The sequence below is a fragment of the Lutimaribacter saemankumensis genome (assembly GCF_900100005.1).
Lineage (GTDB): Bacteria > Pseudomonadota > Alphaproteobacteria > Rhodobacterales > Rhodobacteraceae > Lutimaribacter > Lutimaribacter saemankumensis.
Genome location: NZ_FNEB01000001.1, coordinates 442,777 through 463,764, shown reverse-complemented (window position 1 = coordinate 463,764; position 20,988 = coordinate 442,777). Strand labels below are relative to the sequence as shown.

16 protein-coding genes and 2 tRNA genes are annotated in these 20,988 nt (G+C 63.3%); 14 read left to right on the top strand and 4 right to left on the bottom strand.

The genetic code is table 11. The features are described from left to right. The first annotated feature begins 182 nt into the window (after window positions 1-182). Window positions 183-1,286 (top strand): PA0069 family radical SAM protein, encoded by a 1,104-nt coding sequence (locus BLT50_RS02240; protein ID WP_090026054.1) that lies wholly within the window; start codon window positions 183-185, stop codon window positions 1,284-1,286. A gap of 48 nt (window positions 1,287-1,334) precedes the next feature. On the opposite strand, the gene bmt is transcribed toward BLT50_RS02240, so the two are convergent. After that, window positions 1,335-2,348, bottom strand: a complete 1,014-nt coding sequence (gene bmt / locus BLT50_RS02235) for a betaine--homocysteine S-methyltransferase (protein WP_090026052.1) — start codon at window positions 2,346-2,348, stop codon at window positions 1,335-1,337. Between the two features lie 135 nt (window positions 2,349-2,483). Continuing rightward, entirely contained in the window at window positions 2,484-2,798 is a 315-nt protein-coding gene (locus BLT50_RS02230) for a DUF1476 domain-containing protein (protein ID WP_090026050.1), read from the bottom strand. A 156-nt stretch (window positions 2,799-2,954) separates the two neighbouring features. Here BLT50_RS02230 and purC point away from each other — a divergent pair, with 156 nt between their 5' ends. The 6 genes from purC to BLT50_RS02200 all read left to right on the top strand — a co-directional run bounded on the left by purC (window position 2,955) and on the right by BLT50_RS02200 (window position 10,957). Further along, window positions 2,955-3,716, top strand: coding sequence for a phosphoribosylaminoimidazolesuccinocarboxamide synthase (purC, locus tag BLT50_RS02225; protein WP_090026048.1), 762 nt, complete (start codon window positions 2,955-2,957; stop codon window positions 3,714-3,716). A gap of 58 nt (window positions 3,717-3,774) precedes the next feature. Further along, window positions 3,775-4,005 (top strand): phosphoribosylformylglycinamidine synthase subunit PurS, encoded by a 231-nt coding sequence (gene purS, locus BLT50_RS02220; RefSeq protein ID WP_090026046.1) that lies wholly within the window; start codon window positions 3,775-3,777, stop codon window positions 4,003-4,005. Continuing rightward, window positions 4,005-4,673: a phosphoribosylformylglycinamidine synthase subunit PurQ gene (purQ, locus tag BLT50_RS02215; RefSeq protein ID WP_090026044.1), complete on the top strand. Its 669-nt coding sequence runs from the start codon at window positions 4,005-4,007 to the stop codon at window positions 4,671-4,673. Before purS ends, purQ begins: the two co-directional genes overlap by 1 nt. A gap of 36 nt (window positions 4,674-4,709) precedes the next feature. Next, window positions 4,710-6,476 carry a sensor histidine kinase gene (locus BLT50_RS02210; RefSeq protein ID WP_090026042.1) on the top strand — a complete coding sequence of 589 codons (1,767 nt, stop codon included), beginning with the start codon at window positions 4,710-4,712 and terminating at the stop codon, window positions 6,474-6,476. Window positions 6,477-6,479: 3 nt separating this feature from the next. Beyond that, complete coding sequence (locus tag BLT50_RS02205) at window positions 6,480-7,817, top strand: sigma-54-dependent transcriptional regulator (protein WP_090026040.1); 1,338 nt, start codon at window positions 6,480-6,482, stop codon at window positions 7,815-7,817. A 428-nt stretch (window positions 7,818-8,245) separates the two neighbouring features. Next, window positions 8,246-10,957 (top strand): Rne/Rng family ribonuclease, encoded by a 2,712-nt coding sequence (locus BLT50_RS02200; protein ID WP_090027002.1) that lies wholly within the window; start codon window positions 8,246-8,248, stop codon window positions 10,955-10,957. A 60-nt stretch (window positions 10,958-11,017) separates the two neighbouring features. On the opposite strand, the gene BLT50_RS02195 is transcribed toward BLT50_RS02200, so the two are convergent. Further along, window positions 11,018-11,434, bottom strand: coding sequence for a hypothetical protein (locus tag BLT50_RS02195; RefSeq protein WP_090026038.1), 417 nt, complete (start codon window positions 11,432-11,434; stop codon window positions 11,018-11,020). A gap of 506 nt (window positions 11,435-11,940) precedes the next feature. Here BLT50_RS02195 and BLT50_RS02190 point away from each other — a divergent pair. The 7 genes from BLT50_RS02190 to BLT50_RS02160 all read left to right on the top strand — a co-directional run bounded on the left by BLT50_RS02190 (window position 11,941) and on the right by BLT50_RS02160 (window position 20,088). Next, window positions 11,941-15,621, top strand: a complete 3,681-nt coding sequence (locus tag BLT50_RS02190; protein WP_090026036.1) for a vitamin B12-dependent ribonucleotide reductase — start codon at window positions 11,941-11,943, stop codon at window positions 15,619-15,621. A gap of 166 nt (window positions 15,622-15,787) precedes the next feature. Then, window positions 15,788-17,482: an adenine deaminase gene (gene ade / locus BLT50_RS02185; protein ID WP_090026035.1), complete on the top strand. Its 1,695-nt coding sequence runs from the start codon at window positions 15,788-15,790 to the stop codon at window positions 17,480-17,482. Between the two features lie 96 nt (window positions 17,483-17,578). After that, the gene (locus tag BLT50_RS02180; protein ID WP_090026033.1) at window positions 17,579-18,514 is read left to right on the top strand and encodes a pirin family protein; all 936 of its coding nucleotides are present in this window, start codon (window positions 17,579-17,581) and stop codon (window positions 18,512-18,514) included. A gap of 73 nt (window positions 18,515-18,587) precedes the next feature. After that, window positions 18,588-18,664 (top strand) — tRNA-Asp (locus BLT50_RS02175). Window positions 18,665-18,821: 157 nt separating this feature from the next. Then, window positions 18,822-18,898, top strand: a tRNA-Asp gene (locus tag BLT50_RS02170). Window positions 18,899-18,924: 26 nt separating this feature from the next. Next, complete coding sequence (locus tag BLT50_RS02165; RefSeq protein WP_090027000.1) at window positions 18,925-19,140, top strand: RND transporter; 216 nt, start codon at window positions 18,925-18,927, stop codon at window positions 19,138-19,140. Window positions 19,141-19,212: 72 nt separating this feature from the next. Beyond that, a complete protein-coding gene (locus BLT50_RS02160) occupies window positions 19,213-20,088 on the top strand; it encodes a glycosyltransferase family 2 protein (RefSeq protein WP_090026031.1) in 876 nt (291 codons plus the stop codon). Between the two features lie 27 nt (window positions 20,089-20,115). Here BLT50_RS02160 and BLT50_RS02155 read toward each other — a convergent pair whose 3' ends face one another. Further along, complete coding sequence (locus tag BLT50_RS02155; protein WP_090026028.1) at window positions 20,116-20,982, bottom strand: alpha/beta fold hydrolase; 867 nt, start codon at window positions 20,980-20,982, stop codon at window positions 20,116-20,118. Between the last annotated feature and the right edge of the window lie 6 nt (window positions 20,983-20,988).

Below are 20,988 nucleotides of genomic sequence, written 5' to 3'. Positions count from 1 at the left end.
GCGCGCGGGGTTGGAAGTTATGCGCACGTTTCGTCATTTTGTCGCATTTGGACTGTCTGAATAGCGACATAAGCGCCTTCGGTTCCGACTTGTAGCCGCAAAACGCATGCCGAATTCGGAAAAATTCTCAGGATCATCTCGCGAGAATTGCAAAAGTTCTTTTTTTGTTCCAGTGTTGCGGCATGCCAAACGATGCACGCCCCCTGATCCCTGCCGATTTGCGACGCGCCCGTGGCGCTGGCCGCAACATGTCCGGCCGGTTCGAACCGTTCGAAAGGATCGAAACCGGCACCGGCTGGGAAGGTGACGGCTGGGACATTCCCGAACCGCAAAAGGGCTGGCGCACCGAAGTTTCGCTGGAACGCCCCCGCAGCGCGATCACGCGCAACAGCTCGCCCGACGTTCCGTTCGACCGCTCGATCAACCCTTATCGCGGTTGCGAACACGGCTGCATCTATTGTTTTGCCCGGCCAAGCCACGGCTATCTTGGCCTGTCGCCGGGGCTGGATTTCGAAACCCGGCTGGTGGCGCGGCCCGATATCTGGCGTGTGCTGGATCAGGAATTGCGCCGCCCGTCCTATACGGTTGCGCCGATGGCGATCGGCACAAATACCGACCCTTACCAACCTATTGAATCAACGTTCAAAGCGATGCGCAAGGTGTTGGAAGTATTGCAGGACTTCCGGCACCCTGTTGGCATCGTCACCAAGGGGACGATGGTGGCGCGGGATCTCGATATCCTCGGTCCGATGGCGGCGGCGGGTCTGGCGCATGTGGGGGTGACCATCACGACGCTCGACCCCGACCTGTCCCGCCGGATGGAGCCGCGCGTGCCTTTGCCGGCACGCCGCCTGGCGCTGATAAATGAATTGTCGCAGGCGGGTGTGCCCGTGCGCGTGATGATCAGCCCGGTCATTCCGGGCCTCACCGATCACGAGATCGAGCCGATCCTCGATGCGGCGCACAAGGCGGGCGCGCGGGCGGCAAGCTGGCTGATGCTGCGCCTGCCGCACGAGGTGGCCCCGCTGGTCAAGGACTGGCTGTGGGAACACGCGCCCGGCCGGGCGGAAAAGGTGATGCGGCGCCTGCGCGAGATGCATGGCGGCAAGGAATACGATTCGCGCTTCGGCCACCGGATGCGGGGGCAGGGGGTGCATGCCCGGATGATCGCCCGCCGGTTCGAGATCGCGGCGCGCAGGCTGGGGCTGGATGGCGGGTTGCCGCCGCTCGATTGCGCGCAATTCCGTGTCCCCCTGGGGACACAGGATCAGCCAAGCCTGTTCTGAGCGACAAGGACCGCGCGGTTCAAACGCAAAACCGCGCGGTTTGCGGCCTCAGCCGCGCCGGCGGCCGCGCCGCTGGCGTTTGGGGCCGTCATCTTCGCCGGTGCCGTCGGCTGCCGAGGAAAACCCGCCCAGTTTTTCGGCGATCTCGTCCAGCGTCGGGCGCGGACCGCGTGGCCGGGTGCTGAGCGCCTCGTGCATCTTGGCAAGGTGGTCGGGCATGGTGCCGCAGCATCCGCCGATGATCGTCGCGCCGCAATCGCGCGCCATCACGGCGTATTCGGCCATCAGTTCGGGCGTGCCGTCATAATGAATATGGCCGTCATGGTATTTGGGGATGCCGGCGTTGCCCTTGGCGATGATCGGCCGCTCGGTCCCCTGCGCGGCAAAGCCTAGGACCGTACGCAGCAGATCGGACGCGCCGACGCCGCAATTGGCGCCGAAGGCGATCGGCGGGTTGGGCAGGGCTTCGACCATGTCGACCATGTCGGCGCTGGTGACGCCCATCATGGTGCGCCCGGCGGTGTCAAAGCTCATGGTGCCGCACCATGGCATGCCGGCCAGCGCAAAGGCCTCGGCCGCGGCGCGGTATTCCTCGGGGGCGGAGATGGTTTCGAGCCACAGCACGTCGGCGCCGCCCTCTTTCAGCCCCTCGGCCTGTTCGTGAAAGATCTCGACCGCGACTTCGTGGGTCAGCGGGCCCATGGGGGCGAAAATCTCGCCCGTCGGTCCGACCGATCCGGCCACGACGACGGTCCGGCCCGACGCGTCCGCAACGTCGCGGCCCAGCTCGGCGCTGATGCGAGACAATTCGCGCGCGCGGTCGGCGGCATCGTGCAGCTTGAGGCGGCTGGCATTGCCCCCGAAAGAGTTGGTCAGGAAAATGTCGCTGCCGGCATCCACCGCGGATTTGTAGAGTTTCCTGATCCGGTCGGGATGTTCGATGTTCCACAGTTCCGGCGCGTCGCCGGAGCTGAGCCCCATGTTGAACAGGTTCGTGCCGGTGGCGCCGTCGGCCATCAGCCAGTCGCGGGTTTCAAGCAGACGCGAAAGGGCGTTCGTCATGGGAATGCTCCTGCAGGTTTTCTGCGGACCGGGATTTCAGGTCGTGGGAAATGGCGCAAGCGCAAAACACTCATCACACACATGAGGCGCCTGCATGAAAGGCGCGGTCCCTGGGGCGGGACCGCGCGGGGCACGTTAGTGCTCTTCGACGATCTGACCCTTGGCCTTGGCCAGCATCTCGACCATCTTGGCGCGGATTTCCTCGGCGGTGGTCTTGTCGCCCAGATCGCCCAGAACCTTGCGCACCACGTCCTCGTGGCCGGCCTCTTCGAAATCGGCCTTTACGACCTCTTTGGCATAGGCGTCGGCATCGTCGCCCGACTTGCCCAGTTTTTCGGCCGCCCAAAGACCCAGCAGCTTGTTCGCGCGCGCCTGCGCCTTGAACTTCATTTCTTCATCATGGGCGAATTTGTTTTCGAACGCGTTTTCGCGATCATCGAAGGTCGTCATGGAACGCTATCCCTTGTCTGACAGTAAGGTTGGCCCTGATATGCCCGCAAGGGCGGCTTGACGCAAGGGGCGGCTGCACCTTGCGAGCGTGGCCCCCATCAACTAAAGGGAAGCCAAGGCGCCGGGACTCAGCCCCGCGCGAGCGACGGAGTGGCCATGGCACGGCGCAAGAAGATTTACGAAGGCAAGGCGAAAACCCTGTATGAAGGGCCCGAACCGGGCACCATCGTGCAGTATTTCAAGGATGACGCCACCGCGTTCAACGCCGAAAAGCGCGCGACCATCGAAGGTAAGGGCGTGCTTAACAACATGCTGAGCGAGTACTTCATGCTTGGCCTGACGAATATCGGCATCCCCAACCACTTCATCAAACGGCTGAACATGCGCGAGCAGCTTGTCCGCGCCTGCGAGATCGTGCCGCTGGAAGTGATCGTGCGCAACTATGCCGCGGGGTCGATGGCCAAGCGTCTGGGGATCGAGGAAGGCATGCAACTGCCGCGTCCGGTGGTGGAATACTGCCTCAAGGACGACAAGCTGGGCGACCCGCTGGTGACCGAGGAACATATCGCCGCGTTCGGCTGGGCCAGCCAGCAGGACATGGACGACATCCTGAGCCTTGCACTGCGCGTCAACGACTTCCTGTCGGGCGTGATGTACGGCGTCGGCATCCGGCTGGTCGATTTCAAGATCGAGATCGGCCGCGTCTATGACGGCGACTACCAGCGCCTGATCGTGGCGGACGAGATCAGCCCCGACAGCTGCCGGCTGTGGGACATCGAAACCGGCCAGAAGCTGGACAAGGACGTGTTCCGCCGTGACCTGGGCAGCCTGACGGATGCCTATACCGAGGTCGCGCGGCGCCTGGGCGTTATGCCCAAGGCGAACGTGTCCGCAAGCAAGCCGACGCTCATCAACTGAGCGCAAGTCAAACCGGGGCAGGGGCTGCGTGCCCGCCCGAGATCTACCGGAGGACGCCATGAAGGCACGGGTCACGGTCATGTTGAAGAACGGGGTTCTGGATCCGCAGGGCGAGGCGGTGCGCCACGCGCTGGGATCGCTTGGGTTCGATGGCGTCGAAGGCGTGCGCCAGGGCAAGGTGATCGAACTGGATCTCGCCCCCGGCACGACCGAGGACACCGTCGTCCAGATGTGCGAAAAGCTGCTGGCGAACACGGTGATCGAAAGCTACAGCGTGGAGATGGGCTGATGCGCGCGGCGGTTCTGGTCTTTCCCGGCTCCAACTGCGACCGCGATCTTGCGGTGGCCTTTGAAAAGGCGGGCGCCAGGGTCAGCATGGTCTGGCACAAGGACACGGGCCTGCCCGAGGGCGTCGATATCGTCGCCGTGCCGGGCGGTTTTTCCTACGGCGACTACCTGCGCTGTGGGGCGATCGCGGCCAATTCCCCGATTTGCGGTGCACTGAAAAAGCATGTGGAGCGGGGCGGCTTTGCCTTGGGTATCTGCAACGGTTTCCAGGTTCTGACGGAAACGCGGTTGTTGCCCGGCGCGCTGCGCCGCAATGCCAACCTGAAATACATCTGCAAGCTCGTCGGGCTGCGCGTCGAAACCGCCGACAGCGCGTTCACCGCGGGGTATGAGCAGGGCCAGGAAATCACCATCCCGATCGCCCATCACGACGGCAACTATTATGCGGATGACGAGACACTCAGGGCGCTGAACGATCAGGACCGGGTGGCGTTCCGCTATGTCGAGAACCCCAACGGGTCGGTCGAGTCAATTGCGGGTGTGCTGTCGGAAAACCGCCGGGTGCTGGGGATGATGCCCCATCCCGAGCGCATGGCCGAGCCGTCGCATGGCGGCACCGACGGGCAGGCGATGTTCCGCGCATTGATGGATCAACTGGCCACCGCCTGACTTGAGCGGTCCGCGCGCGCGGCGTAACGTCAGACCATGGCACAGCTTCCGGCAAAAGTGATTTCGGGCGGACGCACCATCGGGTGGCGAACGCGCGTTGCCCTGATGGGGCTGCTGGTGCTTGCCGTCATTACGGTCGTGACGACAAACGTGTTGCTGACCGACCGCTTTACCGAAAACACGCGCAACCGCGCAGAACTGCGCCTGGCGCTCTATTCGGGGAACCTGCTGTCCGAGCTTCGACGCAACGCGATCGTGCCGCAATTGCTTGCGCGTGACCCGTCGCTGATCGGCGCGCTGAGTTCGGCGGATTACTCGTCATCGACGCAGCGCCTGATCTCGTTCGTCGAGGAAATCGGCGCGGCCTCTCTGATGCTGCTGGATCGTGATGGGCGCGCGGTCGCGGCGACGGACCGCAACAGGCTGGGCAGTCAGCACCGCTCCGATCCCTATTTCGTCAATGCGATCCGCGCCAGCGGGACGGTTTTCACCGTGATGCAACGCGAAAGCGGGGCGTATGTGTTCGCCTATTCGCGCCGGATCGAGGAACGCGGCGACGTTCTGGGCGTGATCCTGGTTGAGGTGGACCTGGCCAAGTTCGAACGCGCCTGGGCCGGTATTTCGGATGCGGTGGTCGTGTCGGACAGTTCGGGTTCGATCATCCTGGCGACCGAACCGCGCTGGCGCGGGCGGACCGAGGAAGAGGCGCTTGCGACGGAACCCGCGCGCAGCGCGATCCAGCGGGCGATCCAGGCGACCGCCGACTGGACCACGCTGCCGGCGGATGCCTATGTGCAGGGCGAGGCGGTGATGCGGATGCAGACCCGCATCCCGTTCCGCGGCTGGACCATGACCAGTTTCACGACCTATGCCAGCGTGCGCGAAAAGGTGAACGGCTTCCTGGCGTTGGAGATCATGGGATTCGCCATCCTTCTGGCGCTCGCCTTCTACTTCCTGAGCCGCAAGAACGCGCTGCGCATGGCGCTGTTCCAGCGTGAATCGGCAGACCTTCGCGCATTGAACGCGCGCCTGCAGCGGGAAATCGCCGAGCGTGAACGCGTGCAAAAGAACCTTGCCGTGGCCGAACAGACGCTTGCGCAAAGCTCGAAACTGGCGGCCCTTGGCGAGATGTCGGCCGCCGTCAGTCACGAGCTGAACCAGCCGCTGGCGGCGATGAAAACCTATCTGGCGGGTGCGCGGCTTCTGCTGCGCCGAAACCGCCCCGAAGAGGCGCTTTCGTCGTTCCAGCGCATCGACGATCTGATCGAACGGATGGGCGCTATCACCAAGCAGCTGAAATCCTACGCGCGCAAGGGCAGCGAGGAGTTTGCGCCTGTAAACATGGGCGATGCGCTGGCCTCGGCCCTGTCGATGATGGAGCCGCAGCTCAAGCGCAGGCAGATCAAGATCAGCCGCGCGATCCCGTCGGAAGCGGTGATGGTGATGGGTGACAGGGTGCGGATCGAACAGGTCATGATCAACCTCTTGCGCAACGCCATCGACGCCACCGGAAGTGTGGACGCGCCCGAGATCGACATCATCCTGGCCGCCGGGGAAACGGCCACCCTGACGGTGCGCGACAACGGCGTGGGCATCGACGATCTCGATAAGCTGTTCGAGCCTTTCTACACCACGAAGACCGCCGGTGACGGTGTCGGGCTGGGGCTTGCGATTTCCTCGGGGATCGTGAACGACCTTGGCGGACGTCTGACCGCACGCAATGCCGAAGGCGGGGGGGCTGTATTCGAGGTGCAGCTTCCTATCTTGAGTGACGAAGACGCCGATATCGAGGCCGCGGAGTAAACAATGTCGAAAGCCATGAAGATTGCCATCGTCGACGATGAACAGGATATGCGCCAGTCGATCAGCCAATGGTTGGCTCTGTCCGGCTATGACACCGAGACATTCGCCAGCGCGGAAGACGCGCTCAAGGTGCTGGGGCCGGATTATCCTGGCATCGTGATCTCGGATATCCGCATGCCGGGCATGGACGGGATGCAGTTCCTGAAAAAGCTGATGGGCAGCGACAGCGCGCTTCCGGTGATCATGATCACCGGGCATGGCGACGTGCCGATGGCGGTCGAGGCGATGCGCGTCGGGGCCTACGATTTCCTTGAAAAGCCGTTCAACCCGGATCGGATGACGGAACTGGCCAAGAAGGCGGCCAATGTGCGCCGGCTGACGCTGGACAACCGGGCGCTGCGCCGCGAGTTGTCGGATGGCGGGCAGATCATGAAAAAGCTGATCGGCCAGAGCCCGGTCATGGAACGGCTGCGCGAGGACATCCTGGACCTGGGACAGGCCGACGGCCATGTGCTGATCGACGGCGAAACCGGAACCGGCAAGACGCTTGTCGCGCATGCTCTGCATGCCGTGGGTGCGCGCGCGGGCAAGAAATTCGTTCTGATATCCTGTTCCGCCTATGAGGAAGACGCGCTGTCCAAGCGGCTTTTCGGGCCGATGCAGCCCGAGGACAGCCAGTTGCCCGCGATCGAAGAGGCGCGTGGCGGCACCCTGGTGCTGGAGGATATCGAGGCGCTGTCGGATGCGCTGCAGGCCCGTCTGTTGAGCGTGATGAACGATCAGGGCACGCCCGCGGAAACCCGGATCGTCGCGATTTCGAACCTGCAGCAGCAGGACAAGACGCTGGAGGACGTGCTGCGCCCCGACTTGTTCTACAGGTTGGCCGCGCTGCGTATCACCGTGCCGCCGCTGCGCCAGCGCGGCGAGGATATTTTGACGCTGTTCACGCGCCTGACCGAGCAGTTTTCGGAGGAATACGGTTGCGATGCCCCGCAAGTCAGCGCGCAGGAGGCCGCGCAGCTTTTGCAGGCGCCTTGGCCTGGCAACGTGCGGCAGTTGATCAACGTCGCCGAACGCGCTGTTTTGCAAGCGCGGCGCGGGCAGGGCACCATCGCATCGCTGCTGATGGCCGACCATGACGAGATGCAGCCCGTGATGACGACCGAGGGCAAGCCGCTCAAAGAATATGTCGAGGCGTTCGAGCGGATGCTGATCGACAACACGATGCGCCGTCACAAGGGCTCGATCCAGGCGGTGATGGACGAGCTGTGCCTGCCGCGCCGGACCCTGAACGAGAAGATGGCGAAATACGGATTGCAGCGGTCGGACTACCTGAGTTGAGAGCAACTGCCGATGCGGTCGCACTTTGCGATTGTAATTGGTAACTATCCTCCTCTATGAATGAGGAACGGCCCGCTGGTGCGACGGTGCACCATGAGGACCGGATGGATTTTCCGAAAGGGCATCGTGGAGAAAGACCCGACCCTTCCCGGACCGTGGAATATGGCCCTCCAGAAACGAGGCCATTGTGAACAGCCCGCGGGCGCGAGCAGAGATCTGACAAGCGCCGGGCCTTTTGAATGGGCGCCCGGATGCCGGGCGTCGGAGACGAAACGCGATGCTTGGCGCATGTGACAGTAGACGGATGACAGCGGCCCCAGCGGCCGGGCTGTCCCGCAACGGCACAAGCCTCGCCTCAAATAATGGACATGACGGATTGGCCGGCGCACCGCATGGTGCGGCCGGCGCACGTCATGCATACGGATTACATGGCAAAGAAGATGCTTATCGATGCCACCCACGCGGAAGAAACCCGCGTCGTGGTGGTGGACGGCAACAAGGTCGAAGAGTTCGACTTTGAATCGGAAAACAAGCGGCAGCTCGCCGGCAACATCTATCTGGCAAAGGTAACGCGGGTCGAACCCTCGCTTCAGGCGGCCTTTGTCGATTACGGCGGGAACCGTCACGGGTTCCTGGCCTTTTCGGAAATTCACCCCGACTACTACCAGATCCCCGTCGCCGACCGCGAGGCGCTGATGGAGGAAGAGCGCGCCTATGCCGAGGCGATGCGCGCCCGCGACGAGGACGAGGACAAGCCCAAGTCGCGTCGCAGGTCTCGGTCGTCCAGCAAGGCGGCGCGCTCCGATTCCGACGATGCGGTGGCCACCAAGGAACTGCCGGGCAATGGTGACATCGCCGGCATGGAAACCATCGACTTCGAAGGCGACGACCTGCCCGAAGAGGGCGCGTCGCCGATGGACACGGTCAGCGAAACCCCGGTCGAAGAGCCGATGGGCGACGATATGCCCGATGGCGCGGCCGAGGCCGTGATGGAAACCGAGACCGATTTCATCGCGGAAACCGTTGTGGATGAACCGGCCGACGAGGAAGACGACGAAGCCACCAGCGCCGCGGAAAAGGATCTGACGATCGAATCCGTGGCCGATGACGACGATGTCGAAGACATCCGCCCGCCGCGCAAACCGCGCCCGCGCCGTTACAAGATCCAGGAAGTCGTCAAGGTGCGCCAGATCATGCTGGTGCAGGTCGTCAAGGAAGAGCGCGGCAACAAGGGCGCTGCGCTGACCACCTATCTGTCGCTGGCCGGCCGCTATTGCGTTCTGATGCCCAACACCGCGCGTGGCGGCGGGATCAGCCGCAAGATCACCAATGCGGCCGACCGCAAGAAGCTCAAGGAAATCGCGACCGAGATCGACGTGCCGCAGGGCGCGGGCCTGATCATCCGCACCGCGGGCGCAAAGCGCACCAAGTCCGAGATCAAGCGCGACTACGAATACCTGCAACGCCTGTGGGAACAGATCCGCGAACTGACGCTGCAATCCATCGCGCCGGCCAAGATCTATGAAGAAGGCGACCTGATCAAACGTTCGATCCGCGATCTTTACAGCCGCGATATCGACGAGGTGCTGGTGGAAGGCGAGCGCGGGTACCGCATCGCCAAGGACTTCATGAAGATGATCATGCCGTCCCACGCCAAGAACGTGAAACATTACGCCGACGCGTTGCCCCTTTTCGCGCGCTACCAGGTGGAAAGCTACCTGTCGTCGATGTTCAACCCGACGGTTCAGCTGCGGTCGGGCGGCTACATCGTGATCGGGGTGACCGAAGCGCTGGTGGCGATCGATGTGAACTCGGGCCGGGCCACCAAGGAAGGCTCGATCGAGGAAACGGCGCTGAAGACCAACCTCGAAGCTGCCGAGGAAGTGGCCCGCCAATTGCGCCTGCGCGACCTGGCCGGGCTGATCGTGATCGATTTCATCGACATGGAAGAGCGCAAGAACAACGCCGCAGTCGAAAAGCGGCTGAAGGACCGGTTGAAAACCGACCGTGCGCGCATCCAGGTGGGACGCATCTCGGGCTTTGGCCTGCTGGAGATGAGCCGTCAGCGCCTGCGTCCCGGCATGATCGAGGCGACGACACAAGCCTGCCCTCATTGCCACGGCACGGGTCTGATCCGGTCGGACGACAACCTGGCCTTGTCGATCCTGCGCCAGATCGAAGAGGAAGGCACACGCCGCCGGTCGCGCGAGGTTCTGGTCAAGGCGCCGGTGAGCATCGCCAACTACCTCATGAATCAAAAGCGGGACCATGTCGCCCAGATCGAGGGCCGTTACGGCATGGCCGTGCGGATCGAGGGCGATCCGATGCTGATCAGCCCGGATTTCAGCCTTGAGAAATTCAAGACGGCGACGCGGATCGTGTCGGAAGTCGTGGCGCCGGTGGTGTCGGTCGATGCCTCGCTGATGGAAGATATCGACGAGGATACGGTCGAGGAAGAAACCGAAGAGGTCCGCGAGGTTTCGGAGGACGAACAAAAGCCCAAGAAACGCCGCCGCCGCCGCCGGTCGCGCCGGTCGAAATCGTCGCAGCGCGACGATCAGGAAAACGGTGCGGAAGCGGGTGCAGCGGAGGATCAGTCCGCCAAGGCCGAACCAGCGCAAGCCGCCGAGGCACCGGATGCGTCCGAGGCCGTGACGGAACCGCCTGCCGAAAAGGTGGAGGAACCTGCAGCCAAGGAAGAGCCGAAAGCCGCGAAGCCGAAATCGACCCGGTCGACCAAGGCGGCTAAGGCGGAAAAGGACGAGGCAGCGGCCGAGGAAAAGCCCAAGCCCAAGACGACACGCAGCCGCAAGAAGCCCGAGGCTGATGACGCCGACAAGGCCGAGGAAAAGCCGAAGGCCGCGCCCGCCAAAAAGGCCACCACAACGCGCAGCCGGTCGACCGCGAAAAAGACCGAAGCGCCCGCAGCCGAAGATGCGGCTGCCGAGGCCCCCAAGAAAGCGGCCGAAAAGCCCGCCAAGGCCCCGAAAGAGGCCGCGGCGAAAGCTGCGCCGGAACCGCAGCCCGAGCCTGAGCAGGAACCGGCCATGGCCGAGGCCGCGCCGCAGACCGGCACGGACAAACCCGAAGAAGACGCGTCGAAACCCAAGCGGCGCGGATGGTGGTCGTTGGGCCGATAAGGCCGCTGACCCGAATTCAGAAAGCTTCGAATGGCCCCGTGGGAAACCACGGGGCCTTTGTCATTCTGCCAGCGGCGTGCCGCCCATGCGGGTCAGCAGACCGCGCATTTTGCGCGCGACCTGCGCGTCCGGGTAGATGACATAGACCTCGCCCCCGCCTAGTTGCGGCACCGCGACATAGGCCGTTGCCTCGACGATGGTCGCGCCTTCGGTCTGGTCGGTGCGGAAACGAATGACGCTTTCGGGCAGCGCGTCGATGGTGCCGTTGTAGCGCAGGATCGCCCCGGCGGCGCCTTCGGGGGGCAGCAGGCGGCGGCATTCGATCGTGCCGTCGCTTGGGCGCAGGACGCGTTCGCCAGGGCCCGAGCAGGCAAGCGGAACCGCCGCGAATAGCTGTGACGGCGGTTGTGCGAATTGCATGCGCACCGACGGCTCCAGCGGCGGCGCGCAGGCGGCGAGCAGGGCCAGACCTGCCATCAGAAAGAATCGCCTTACCCGCAATATGTGGTGTCCTGTGCTGTTCGTGTCGCCAAATTGTTGATTGGCGCGGTCCGGTCTGTTGCATTTTTGTGCAGGGGGTGCGGCGAGGCGCCCAAGCTGAGGCAACGGGGCAAAAGTGACGGATAACAAACGTGGATACAACGGTTTTCGCGGCTTATCCCTGCGTTGCCCACAGGGTGTTCCACAGGGTGCGGTTAACCAATGAATCACCTCGTTTGGCAGAGATGCTTGCGTCAACGATTTTTTTGACGGGGAGAGTCTAAAAAATCCGTTGACCCTTTGGGCGAAATTACGCCACCTTGTGCGGGCCTTCGGCGGGGGACACAACATGTAGTGTCAGGCGGGGCGAGGACAGTGAGAACTCAAGCAAGCCGGGATATCACCCGGCGCCGTCGCGCAGCATGCGTTTGCGCGCTCACGTCCCGTCTGTGCCGCCTTCCGAGAGGCAGGGTTAACACGGCTGAATTGATGGGGCAGATCCTATGAAGATCGAAAGAAACTTCACACAGGCAGGACAGGACGCTTACGCAGAACTGAATTTCGTCACCACGACGTCGGAAATCCGCAATCCCGACGGGACGGTGGTTTTCAAACTGGACGAGGTCGAAATTCCCGACAGCTGGAGCCAGGTGGCCTCGGACGTGATCGCGCAGAAATATTTCCGCAAGGCGGGGGTTCCTGCCAAGCTGAAGAAGGTCAAGGAAAAGGACGTCCCTGAGTTCCTGTGGCGTTCGGTCCCGGCCGATGACAACACCGAATTCGGCGGAGAAACCTCGTCCAAGCAGGTGTTCGACCGTCTGGCGGGCGCCTGGGCCTACTGGGGCTGGAAGGGCGGCTATTTCTCGACCGAGGAAGACGCACGCGCCTATTTCGACGAGATGCGCTATATGCTGGCCACCCAGCGCGCCGCACCGAACAGCCCGCAGTGGTTCAACACCGGCCTGCACTGGGCCTATGGCATCGACGGTCCCAGCCAGGGCCACTATTATGTCGATTACAAGACCGGCAAGCTGACCAAGTCGTCCAGCGCCTATGAACACCCGCAGCCTCATGCCTGCTTTATCCAGTCGGTCGCCGACGACCTGGTGGGCGATGGCGGCATCATGGACCTCTGGGTGCGCGAGGCGCGCCTGTTCAAATACGGCTCGGGCACCGGCACCAACTTTTCCAGCCTGCGCGCCGAGGGCGAAAAGCTGTCGGGCGGCGGCAAGTCGTCGGGTCTGATGGGTTTCCTGAAGATCGGTGACCGCGCGGCCGGCGCGATCAAGTCGGGCGGCACCACGCGCCGCGCGGCAAAGATGGTGATCTGTGACGTCGATCACCCCGACATCGAGGAATTCGTCAACTGGAAGGTCAAGGAAGAGCAGAAAGTCGCCAGCATCGTCGCAGGCTCGAAAATGCACGAGCAGAAGCTGAACGACATCTTCGCCGCCATCCGCCAGTGGGACGGCAGCACCGAGGACGCGGTCGACCCGGCCAAGAACGAGGCGCTGAAATCGGCGATCCGCGGGGCCAAGAAATCGGCGATCCCCGAAACCTACGTCAAGCGCGTGCTGGATTACGCCAAGCAGGGCTATGACAGCATCGAATTCCCGACCTACAACACCGATTGGGACAGCGAAGCTTACGCCAGCGTGTCGGGCCAGAACTCGAACAACTCGGTCCGCGTGACCGACGCGTTCCTGCAGGCGGTCGAGGACGATGCAGATTGGGAACTGCTGCGCCGCACCGACGGGGGCGTGTCGAAAACCGTGAAGGCCCGCAAGCTGTGGGAAGACATCGGTCACGCCGCCTGGGCCTGCGCCGATCCCGGCATCCAGTATCACGACACGGTCAACGCCTGGCACACCTGCCCCGAAGACGGGCAGATCCGCGGCTCGAACCCGTGCTCGGAATACATGTTCCTCGATGACACGGCGTGCAACCTGGCCTCGATGAACCTGCTGACCTTTTACAAGAACGGCGAGTTCCAGGTCGAAGACTACATGCACGCGATCCGTCTCTGGACGCTGACGCTGGAAATCTCGGTGATGATGGCGCAGTTCCCGTCCAAGGAAATCGCGCAATTGTCCTATGATTTCCGCACGCTGGGCCTGGGCTATGCCAATATCGGCGGGCTGCTGATGAACATGGGCCTTGGCTATGACAGCGACGAGGGTCGGGCGCTGACCGGTGCGTTGACCGCGATCATGACCGGCGTGTCCTATGCCACCTCGGCCGAGGTCGCGGGCGAGCTGGGCGCGTTCTCGGGCTACGAGCGCAACGCCAAGCACATGCTGCGCGTGATCCGCAACCACCGCAACGCCGCTTATGGCGCAACGGATGGATACGACGATCTGGCGACCAAGCCGGTGCCGCTGGATCATGCCAACTGCCCCGATGCGCGTCTGGTCGAGCTGGCCATGTCGTCCTGGGACGAGGCGCTACGCCTGGGCGAGCAGCACGGCTATCGCAACGCACAGGCCACGGTGATCGCGCCCACGGGCACGATCGGGCTGGTGATGGATTGCGACACCACCGGGATCGAACCCGATTTCGCGCTGGTGAAGTTCAAGAAGCTGGCCGGCGGCGGCTATTTCAAGATCATCAACCGCTCGGTTCCCGCAGCGCTTGAAAACCTGGGCTATGGCTCGGCCGAGATCGAGGAAATCATCGCCTATGCCGTGGGTCATGGCAGCCTGGGCCAGGCGCCCGCGATCAACCACAGCTCACTCGTCGGCCACGGCTTTGGCCCCAACGAGATCGACAAGGTGGAAAACGCGCTGGCCACGGCCTTCGACATCCGGTTCGTGTTCAACCAGTGGACCCTGGGCGAAGAGTTCTGCACCAACGTGCTGGGCATTCCGGCCGAAAAGCTGAACGACCCGACCTTTGACATGCTGCGCCACCTGGGCTTTTCCCGGGCGGATATCGAGGCCGCGAACGACCATGTCTGCGGGACGATGACGCTGGAAGGTGCGCCGCATCTGCGCGAAGAGCATTACCACATCTTCGATTGCGCCAACCCCTGCGGCAAGAAGGGCAAGCGCTACCTGTCGGTCAACAGCCATATCGACATGATGGCCGCGGCACAGTCGTTCATCTCGGGCGCGATCTCGAAGACGATCAACATGCCCAACGACGCCACGATCGAAGACTGCCAGAAAGCGTATGAGCGCAGCTGGCAGATGGGCATCAAGGCGAACGCGCTCTATCGCGACGGCTCGAAGCTCAGCCAGCCGCTGGCCGCCGCCCTGGTCGAGGATGACGACGAGGCCGCCGAGATCCTGGAAACCGGCTCGGCGCAGGAAAAGGCAGCCGTTCTGGCCGAAAAGATCGTCGAAAAGGTCGTCGTCAAGGAAATCGTGCGCAGCCACCGCGAAAAGATGCCCGAGCGCCGCAAGGGTTATACCCAGAAGGCGGTTGTCGGTGGTCACAAGGTGTATCTGCGCACGGGCGAATACGAGGACGGCAGCCTTGGCGAGATCTTCATCGACATGCACAAGGAAGGCGCCGGCTTCCGTGCGATGATGAACAACTTCGCCATCGCGGTGTCGGTTGGCCTGCAATACGGTGTGCCGCTGGAAGAGTTCGTGGATGCGTTCACCTTCACCAAGTTCGAACCCGCGGGCATCGTCCAGGGCAACGACTCGATCAAGAACGCGACCTCGATCCTCGATTACATCTTCCGCGAACTGGCGGTCAGCTATCTCGACCGCACCGACCTGGCCCATGTGAAGCCCGAAGGCGCGTCCTTCGACGATCTGGGCCGCGGCGAGGAAGAGGGCGTGTCGAACGTCAAGGAGCTCAGCGACAGTGCCGCGTCGCGGTCGCTGGAGGTGCTCAAGCAGATCAGCTCGACCGGCTACCTGCGCAAGCGTCTGCCCCAGGAACTGGTGGTTCTGAATGGCGGGCAGGGTCTTGCCACGGGAACCGACCCGGTGGCCGCACTGAATACGCTGGTGCCGGAGACCGCATCGGGCGGGACGACCGCGACAATGACGGCGGCCTCGACCACGACCACCACGGTGGCAAGCGGGTCGGTATCGCTGGACGCGCGCACCAAGGCCAAGATGCAGGGCTACGAGGGCGAAGCCTGCGGCGATTGCGGCAACTACACGCTGGTGCGCAACGGCACCTGCATGAAGTGCAACACCTGCGGCGCAACGAGCGGGTGTAGCTAAACGAGACACGGGGCGGGTGCGCTCGCCCCGCGTGGATCAGGCCGCAGGCAGAAAAATTCCGAGCGGTTAACAGACAGAGCCTGATCGACGAAACTCCGGGGGCGCGGTTGCGCCCCCTTTTTCTTTGCGCGGGCGGGGGCTAGGCTTGCCCAAAAGGGGGGGGCAGATGGCCGATCTGGAAACACGTATCGCGCAGGCGCGTGGCGACACACCCGCCGATCTGGTGCTGCGCGGCGGGCGCGTTCTGGACCTTGTGACAGGCGATCTGCTGGATGGCGATGTCGCGATCTGCGGCGACCGGATCGTCGGCACCTGCGCCGAGTACGAGGGGCAGGAGGTGCTGGATGTCAGCGGTTTGATCCTTGTCCCCGGTTTCATCGACACGCATCTGCATATCGAATCCTCGCTTGTGACCCCGTTCGAATTCGACCGCTGCGTGCTGCCGCGCGGGGTGACGACGGCGATCTGCGACCCGCACGAAATCGCCAACGTGATCGGCGCCGACGGTATCCGTTATTTCCAGCAGGCCAGCGAACACACGCTGATGGATATCAAGGTGCAGCTTTCGTCCTGCGTGCCTTCCAGCCACATGGAAACCGCCGGTGCGCGGCTGACGGCTGATGATCTGCGGCCGCTGATGGGCCATCCATCCGGGTTGGGATTGGCGGAATTCATGAATTATCCCGGTGTATTGGCGGGTGATCCTGATGTGATCGAAAAGCTGATGCTGTTCGAAGGCGGGCATATCGACGGGCATTGCCCGCTATTGTCTGGCCGCGACCTGAATGCCTATGTCGCCGCCGGCATCCGCACCGAGCACGAGGCGACCAGCGCCGGAGAGGCGCGCGAAAAGCTGCAAAAAGGCATGCGGGTTCTGATCCGCGAAGGCTCGGTCTCCAAGGATCTGCACGCGCTGCAACCGCTGCTGACCGAACGCACCGCCGCCTATATGTGCCTGTGCACGGATGACAGGAACCCGCTCGACATCGCGGAGCATGGCCATCTGGATTACATGATCCGCGAACTGATCCGCCTGGGCACACCGCCGCTGGCCGCCTACCGCGCGGCCAGCCTGTCGGCGGCCGAGGCATTCGGTCTGAAGGACCGGGGGCTGATCGCGCCGGGGTTGCGGGCCGATATCGTGGCGCTGGACAGTCTGGAAGCGTGCCACGCTCAGCACGTGATCTGTGGCGGGCAAATTATTGATGACAATGCGTTTTCCGCGCGTTCGACCATCCCGCCGGTGGGGCGTGGGTCGGTTCATGCGCCGGTTGTCGCGGCGCAGCATTTCCGTGCCCGCGCCAACAAGGCCGAGACGGATGTCATCGGCATCCGCGAAGGCCAGATCCTGACCGACCACCTGCACGAGGTGATCCCGGTCGTTGACGGCGACAAGCCGCCCGATCCCGCGCGCGACCTGGCCCGTATCGCGGTGATCGAACGGCACGGAAAGAACGGCAACATCGCCACCGGTTTCGTGCGCGGCTTCGGGATGACGGCCGGTGCGATCGCCTCGACCGTGTGCCACGATCATCACAACATCGCCTGCGTGGGCGTGGACTACACCGATATGGCGTTGGCGGCCAATCGTCTGGGGGAAATCGAGGGCGGTTTCGTCGTGGTGCGCGCAGGCCGTGTCCTGGCAGAGCTGGCGCTGCCGGTGGCCGGGTTGATGAGCCTCGAGCCGTTCGAAGCCGTGCACACCCGCCTTGAGGTTTTGCGCAGCGCTGCCAGGTCGCTGGGTGTGACCTTGGAAGAACCATTCCTGCAGCTGGCTTTCCTTGCGCTGCCCGTGATCCCGGCGCTGAAAATCACGGATCGGGGCATGGTGGATGTGACGCGGTTCGAACTGATCGCTTAACTGTGCATCGGCGCGCAGGTGTGGCGCGTTGGCCGCTGTTTTGTGCAAACTTGTTCTGGCCTAGCTTGTGTATGATCTTACACAGGAGGACATGCCATGAGCTGGAACCCCGCGCTCGACCCCGATTGCCCAACCGGCGATGCCGTGGATGCCATCGACACCGTCATCGTGCCGCGTGCGCGCGATCTTGGCGATTTCGAGGTGCGCCGTGCCTTGCCTGCGCCCCGGCGGCAGATGGTCGGGCCATTCATATTCTTCGATCAGATGGGGCCGGCCGAATTCGTGACGGGGCAGGGGATCGACATCCGCCCGCACCCGCATATCGGGTTGGCGACGGTGACCTATCTCTACAAGGGGAAGTTCCATCATCGCGACTCGCTGGGGACCGATCAGTGGATCGAACCGGGCGCGGTGAACCTGATGACCGCCGGGCATGGCGTGACCCATTCCGAACGGGTGGACGGTGACATGCTCAAGGCGCCCTATGATCTTTTCGGTATCCAGACCTGGATCGCGCTGCCCGAAGAGAAAGAGGACATGCCCGCCGATTTCGTCCATGCGCCAAAGGATGCGCTGCCGCTGATGCGCGGCGAGGGCAAGGAGGTGCGGTTGATCCTCGGCCATGCCTGGGGTGAGCGTGCGCCGGTCGAAACCCCGTCCGAGATGTTCTATGCCGATGCCGTTCTGGAACCCGGTGCGCAAATTCCGTTGCCCGACGATCACGAAGACCGTGGTGTCTATGTCGTGGGCGGCATGGTCAGCGTGGCAGGGCAGGACTTCGAAGCCGGGCAGATGATGGTGTTCCGCCCAGGCGACCGGGTATCGCTGCGTGCGGGCGGGCAGGGCGCGCGGGTGCTGTTGCTGGGCGGTGCGACGTTGAACGGGCCGCGCCATATCTGGTGGAATTTCGTGGCCTCGTCGAAAGAGAGGATCGAAGCCGCGAAAGAAGCCTGGCGGGCCGGCGACTGGGAGCATGGCCGCTTTCAACTCCCGCCGACAGACCGGGACGAATTCATCCCCTTGCCGGAGTGAGAAAAAAGTTTGCCGCCCCTTGCATTCGCAGCTTGACGGGGGGCGGTGGGCCGCGTAAATCGGCCCGCACAGCGCGGTTGTAGCTCAGTTGGTTAGAGTACCGGCCTGTCACGCCGGGGGTCGCGGGTTCGAGCCCCGTCAACCGCGCCACTTTCCCTCCTTCGATAACGTGAAACGCCCCTTTGCGGGGCAAAACCGCGCGGTTTTGCGACGGAACCGCGCGATTTCCGGCAGGCGTGTATCATATGCCTGATGGGGACATTTCTGCATTGACGCCCCCGCGCGCATCGCCTATCCCACCCCTCACGCGGTTGTAGCTCAGTTGGTTAGAGTACCGGCCTGTCACGCCGGGGGTCGCGGGTTCGAGCCCCGTCAACCGCGCCACTTTCCCCATACTGCGAAGGATGGTCATGAAAGCTTTGGACAACATATCCTGGCTTGCCGTGATCGTGCTTTGCGTCCTTCTGGGTGGCGCACCTTTCACGCCCGAGCCGCATCTTGTCGAAAAGCTGCGCATGTTGATGCAGGGCACGCTTGTCCGCCCGATCGATATTTTCGATCTGGTCATGCACGGCGCGCCGTTCCTGCTGTTGCTTGCAAAGATCGCACGGTCCGTCACCCGTTGATTTTAGGGGATTCTCGTTGCCCGCGCCGCGCGCTATGGTGCGCGTCGACGAGGCAGTAACGAGAGCAGGCAGATGCAGTCCAGGGTGGCGGTCATCACCACGGTGCGCGATGACGATTTTTTCCTGAAGAAATGGGTCGATTACTACGGCGGGTTCTTCGGGCGCGATGCGCTTTACGTCATCAACCATGGCAACCAGGAGCAGGTCCGGCGGATTGCCGAGGGCTGCAACCTGTTTCCGATCCCCGACACCGACACGCAGAATTTCAACATCCGCCGCTGGCGCACCCAGAACGGCCTGCTGAGTGCGCTGCGGCAATGGTATGCCCATGTGATCGTCTGCGACGTGGACGAGTTCATCGTGGTCGACCCCGAAACCGGCCATGACCTTGGGTCGTGGCTTTTGAACGTCGCGAAACCGGGCAGGGTGCGTACGGCGCTGGGGATGGAGATCCTGCACCTGCGCGACCGTGAAAGCGAGAGCATCGAGGCATCCATTCTCGGGCCGCGGCGGCATGCGCAGTTGAACCCTTGGTATTCCAAGCCGTGCGTCATCTCGCGCGCGGCCAAGCTGTCGCGTGGCGGGCATTACGCGACCTGGGACAAGCTGGACGCGCCGGATTTTCTGTATCTCTTCCACATGAAATACTGCGATTTCGATCTTTATGTCGACATGCTCGACCGGCGCCGCGACATGGTGAAGGCGGCCGGCCTGACCGAGATGAAGGAAAAGCGCACCAAGGCCGTCTGGTTCGAGGACGAGCGCGACGACGCCGCGGTATTCGCCCCCTTCGCGGAACGTGAGGTGGACGAAAGCTGGGATTTCAGCGCCTATCGCAAGCACATGCAGGACACATGGGCGCCGCGAAACAACGCGCTTTTTCATTTCAAGCGCAAGGATTCACCCAAGCTGTTCAAGCTGCCCGAGCGGTTTTCAGGCATCGTGTGACGGCGCGGTATGCGCGGATGCGTGGCTTTAGCCGTCCAGGAATCCGTTCAGGGCGGCCAGTGTGGCGTCGGGGTTGGCATCGATGAAGAAATGCCCGCCCGGCACCGCCTGTGCCCGCATGTCGGCCAAACGGTCGGCCCAGGTGGCGGGCACGTCATAGGCCCGTGCCATCGGCCCGTCCGCACCGTACAGGACCAGCGCGGGGCAGGTGACCTGCCGCCCCAGATCGGCGCGGTCCAGCGCAAGGTCATGGTCGATGGCGGCGCGGTAGTCGTTGCACATGCCCCGGATGGTGTCGGGATCGCGCCAGGCCGCGCGATAGGCGGCCAACTGGTCGGGGGCGAAGCCCGACAGCCCGTCATCGCCCCAGCCGCCAAGGCAGGAGGCATAGTAGAAATCCGGGTCATGCCCGATCAGCGTTTCGGGCAGCGGTGCAGGCTGCGCCAGGAAGAACCAGTGGTAATAGCCCCGCGCCACGGGCGTGGTCAGCTCGTCCAGCAAAAGCTGCGTGGGAACGATGTCCATCAGCACGAGGCTGGCGATTGCATCGGGGTGATCCAGCGCCATGCGGTGCGACGTGCGGGCGCCCCGGTCATGGCCGACAAGGTCGAACCGGTCGAATCCCAGATGCGCCATCAGCGCGATCATGTCGGCGCCCATTTCGCGAAAGCTGTAGTTTTCCACGCCATGCGGCTTCGACGACGCGCCATAGCCGCGCAGATCGGCACAGATCACGGTGCGCGTCCTTGCCAGTTCGGGCGCGACCTGCGCCCACATGGCGTGTGTCTGCGGAAAGCCGTGCAAAAGCAGAACCGGCGGGCCTTCACCGCCTTTGACATAGGCGATGGTCTGGCCGTTCACGGCGGCGGTGGATTTTTCGAAACCTTCTAACATGGGCGC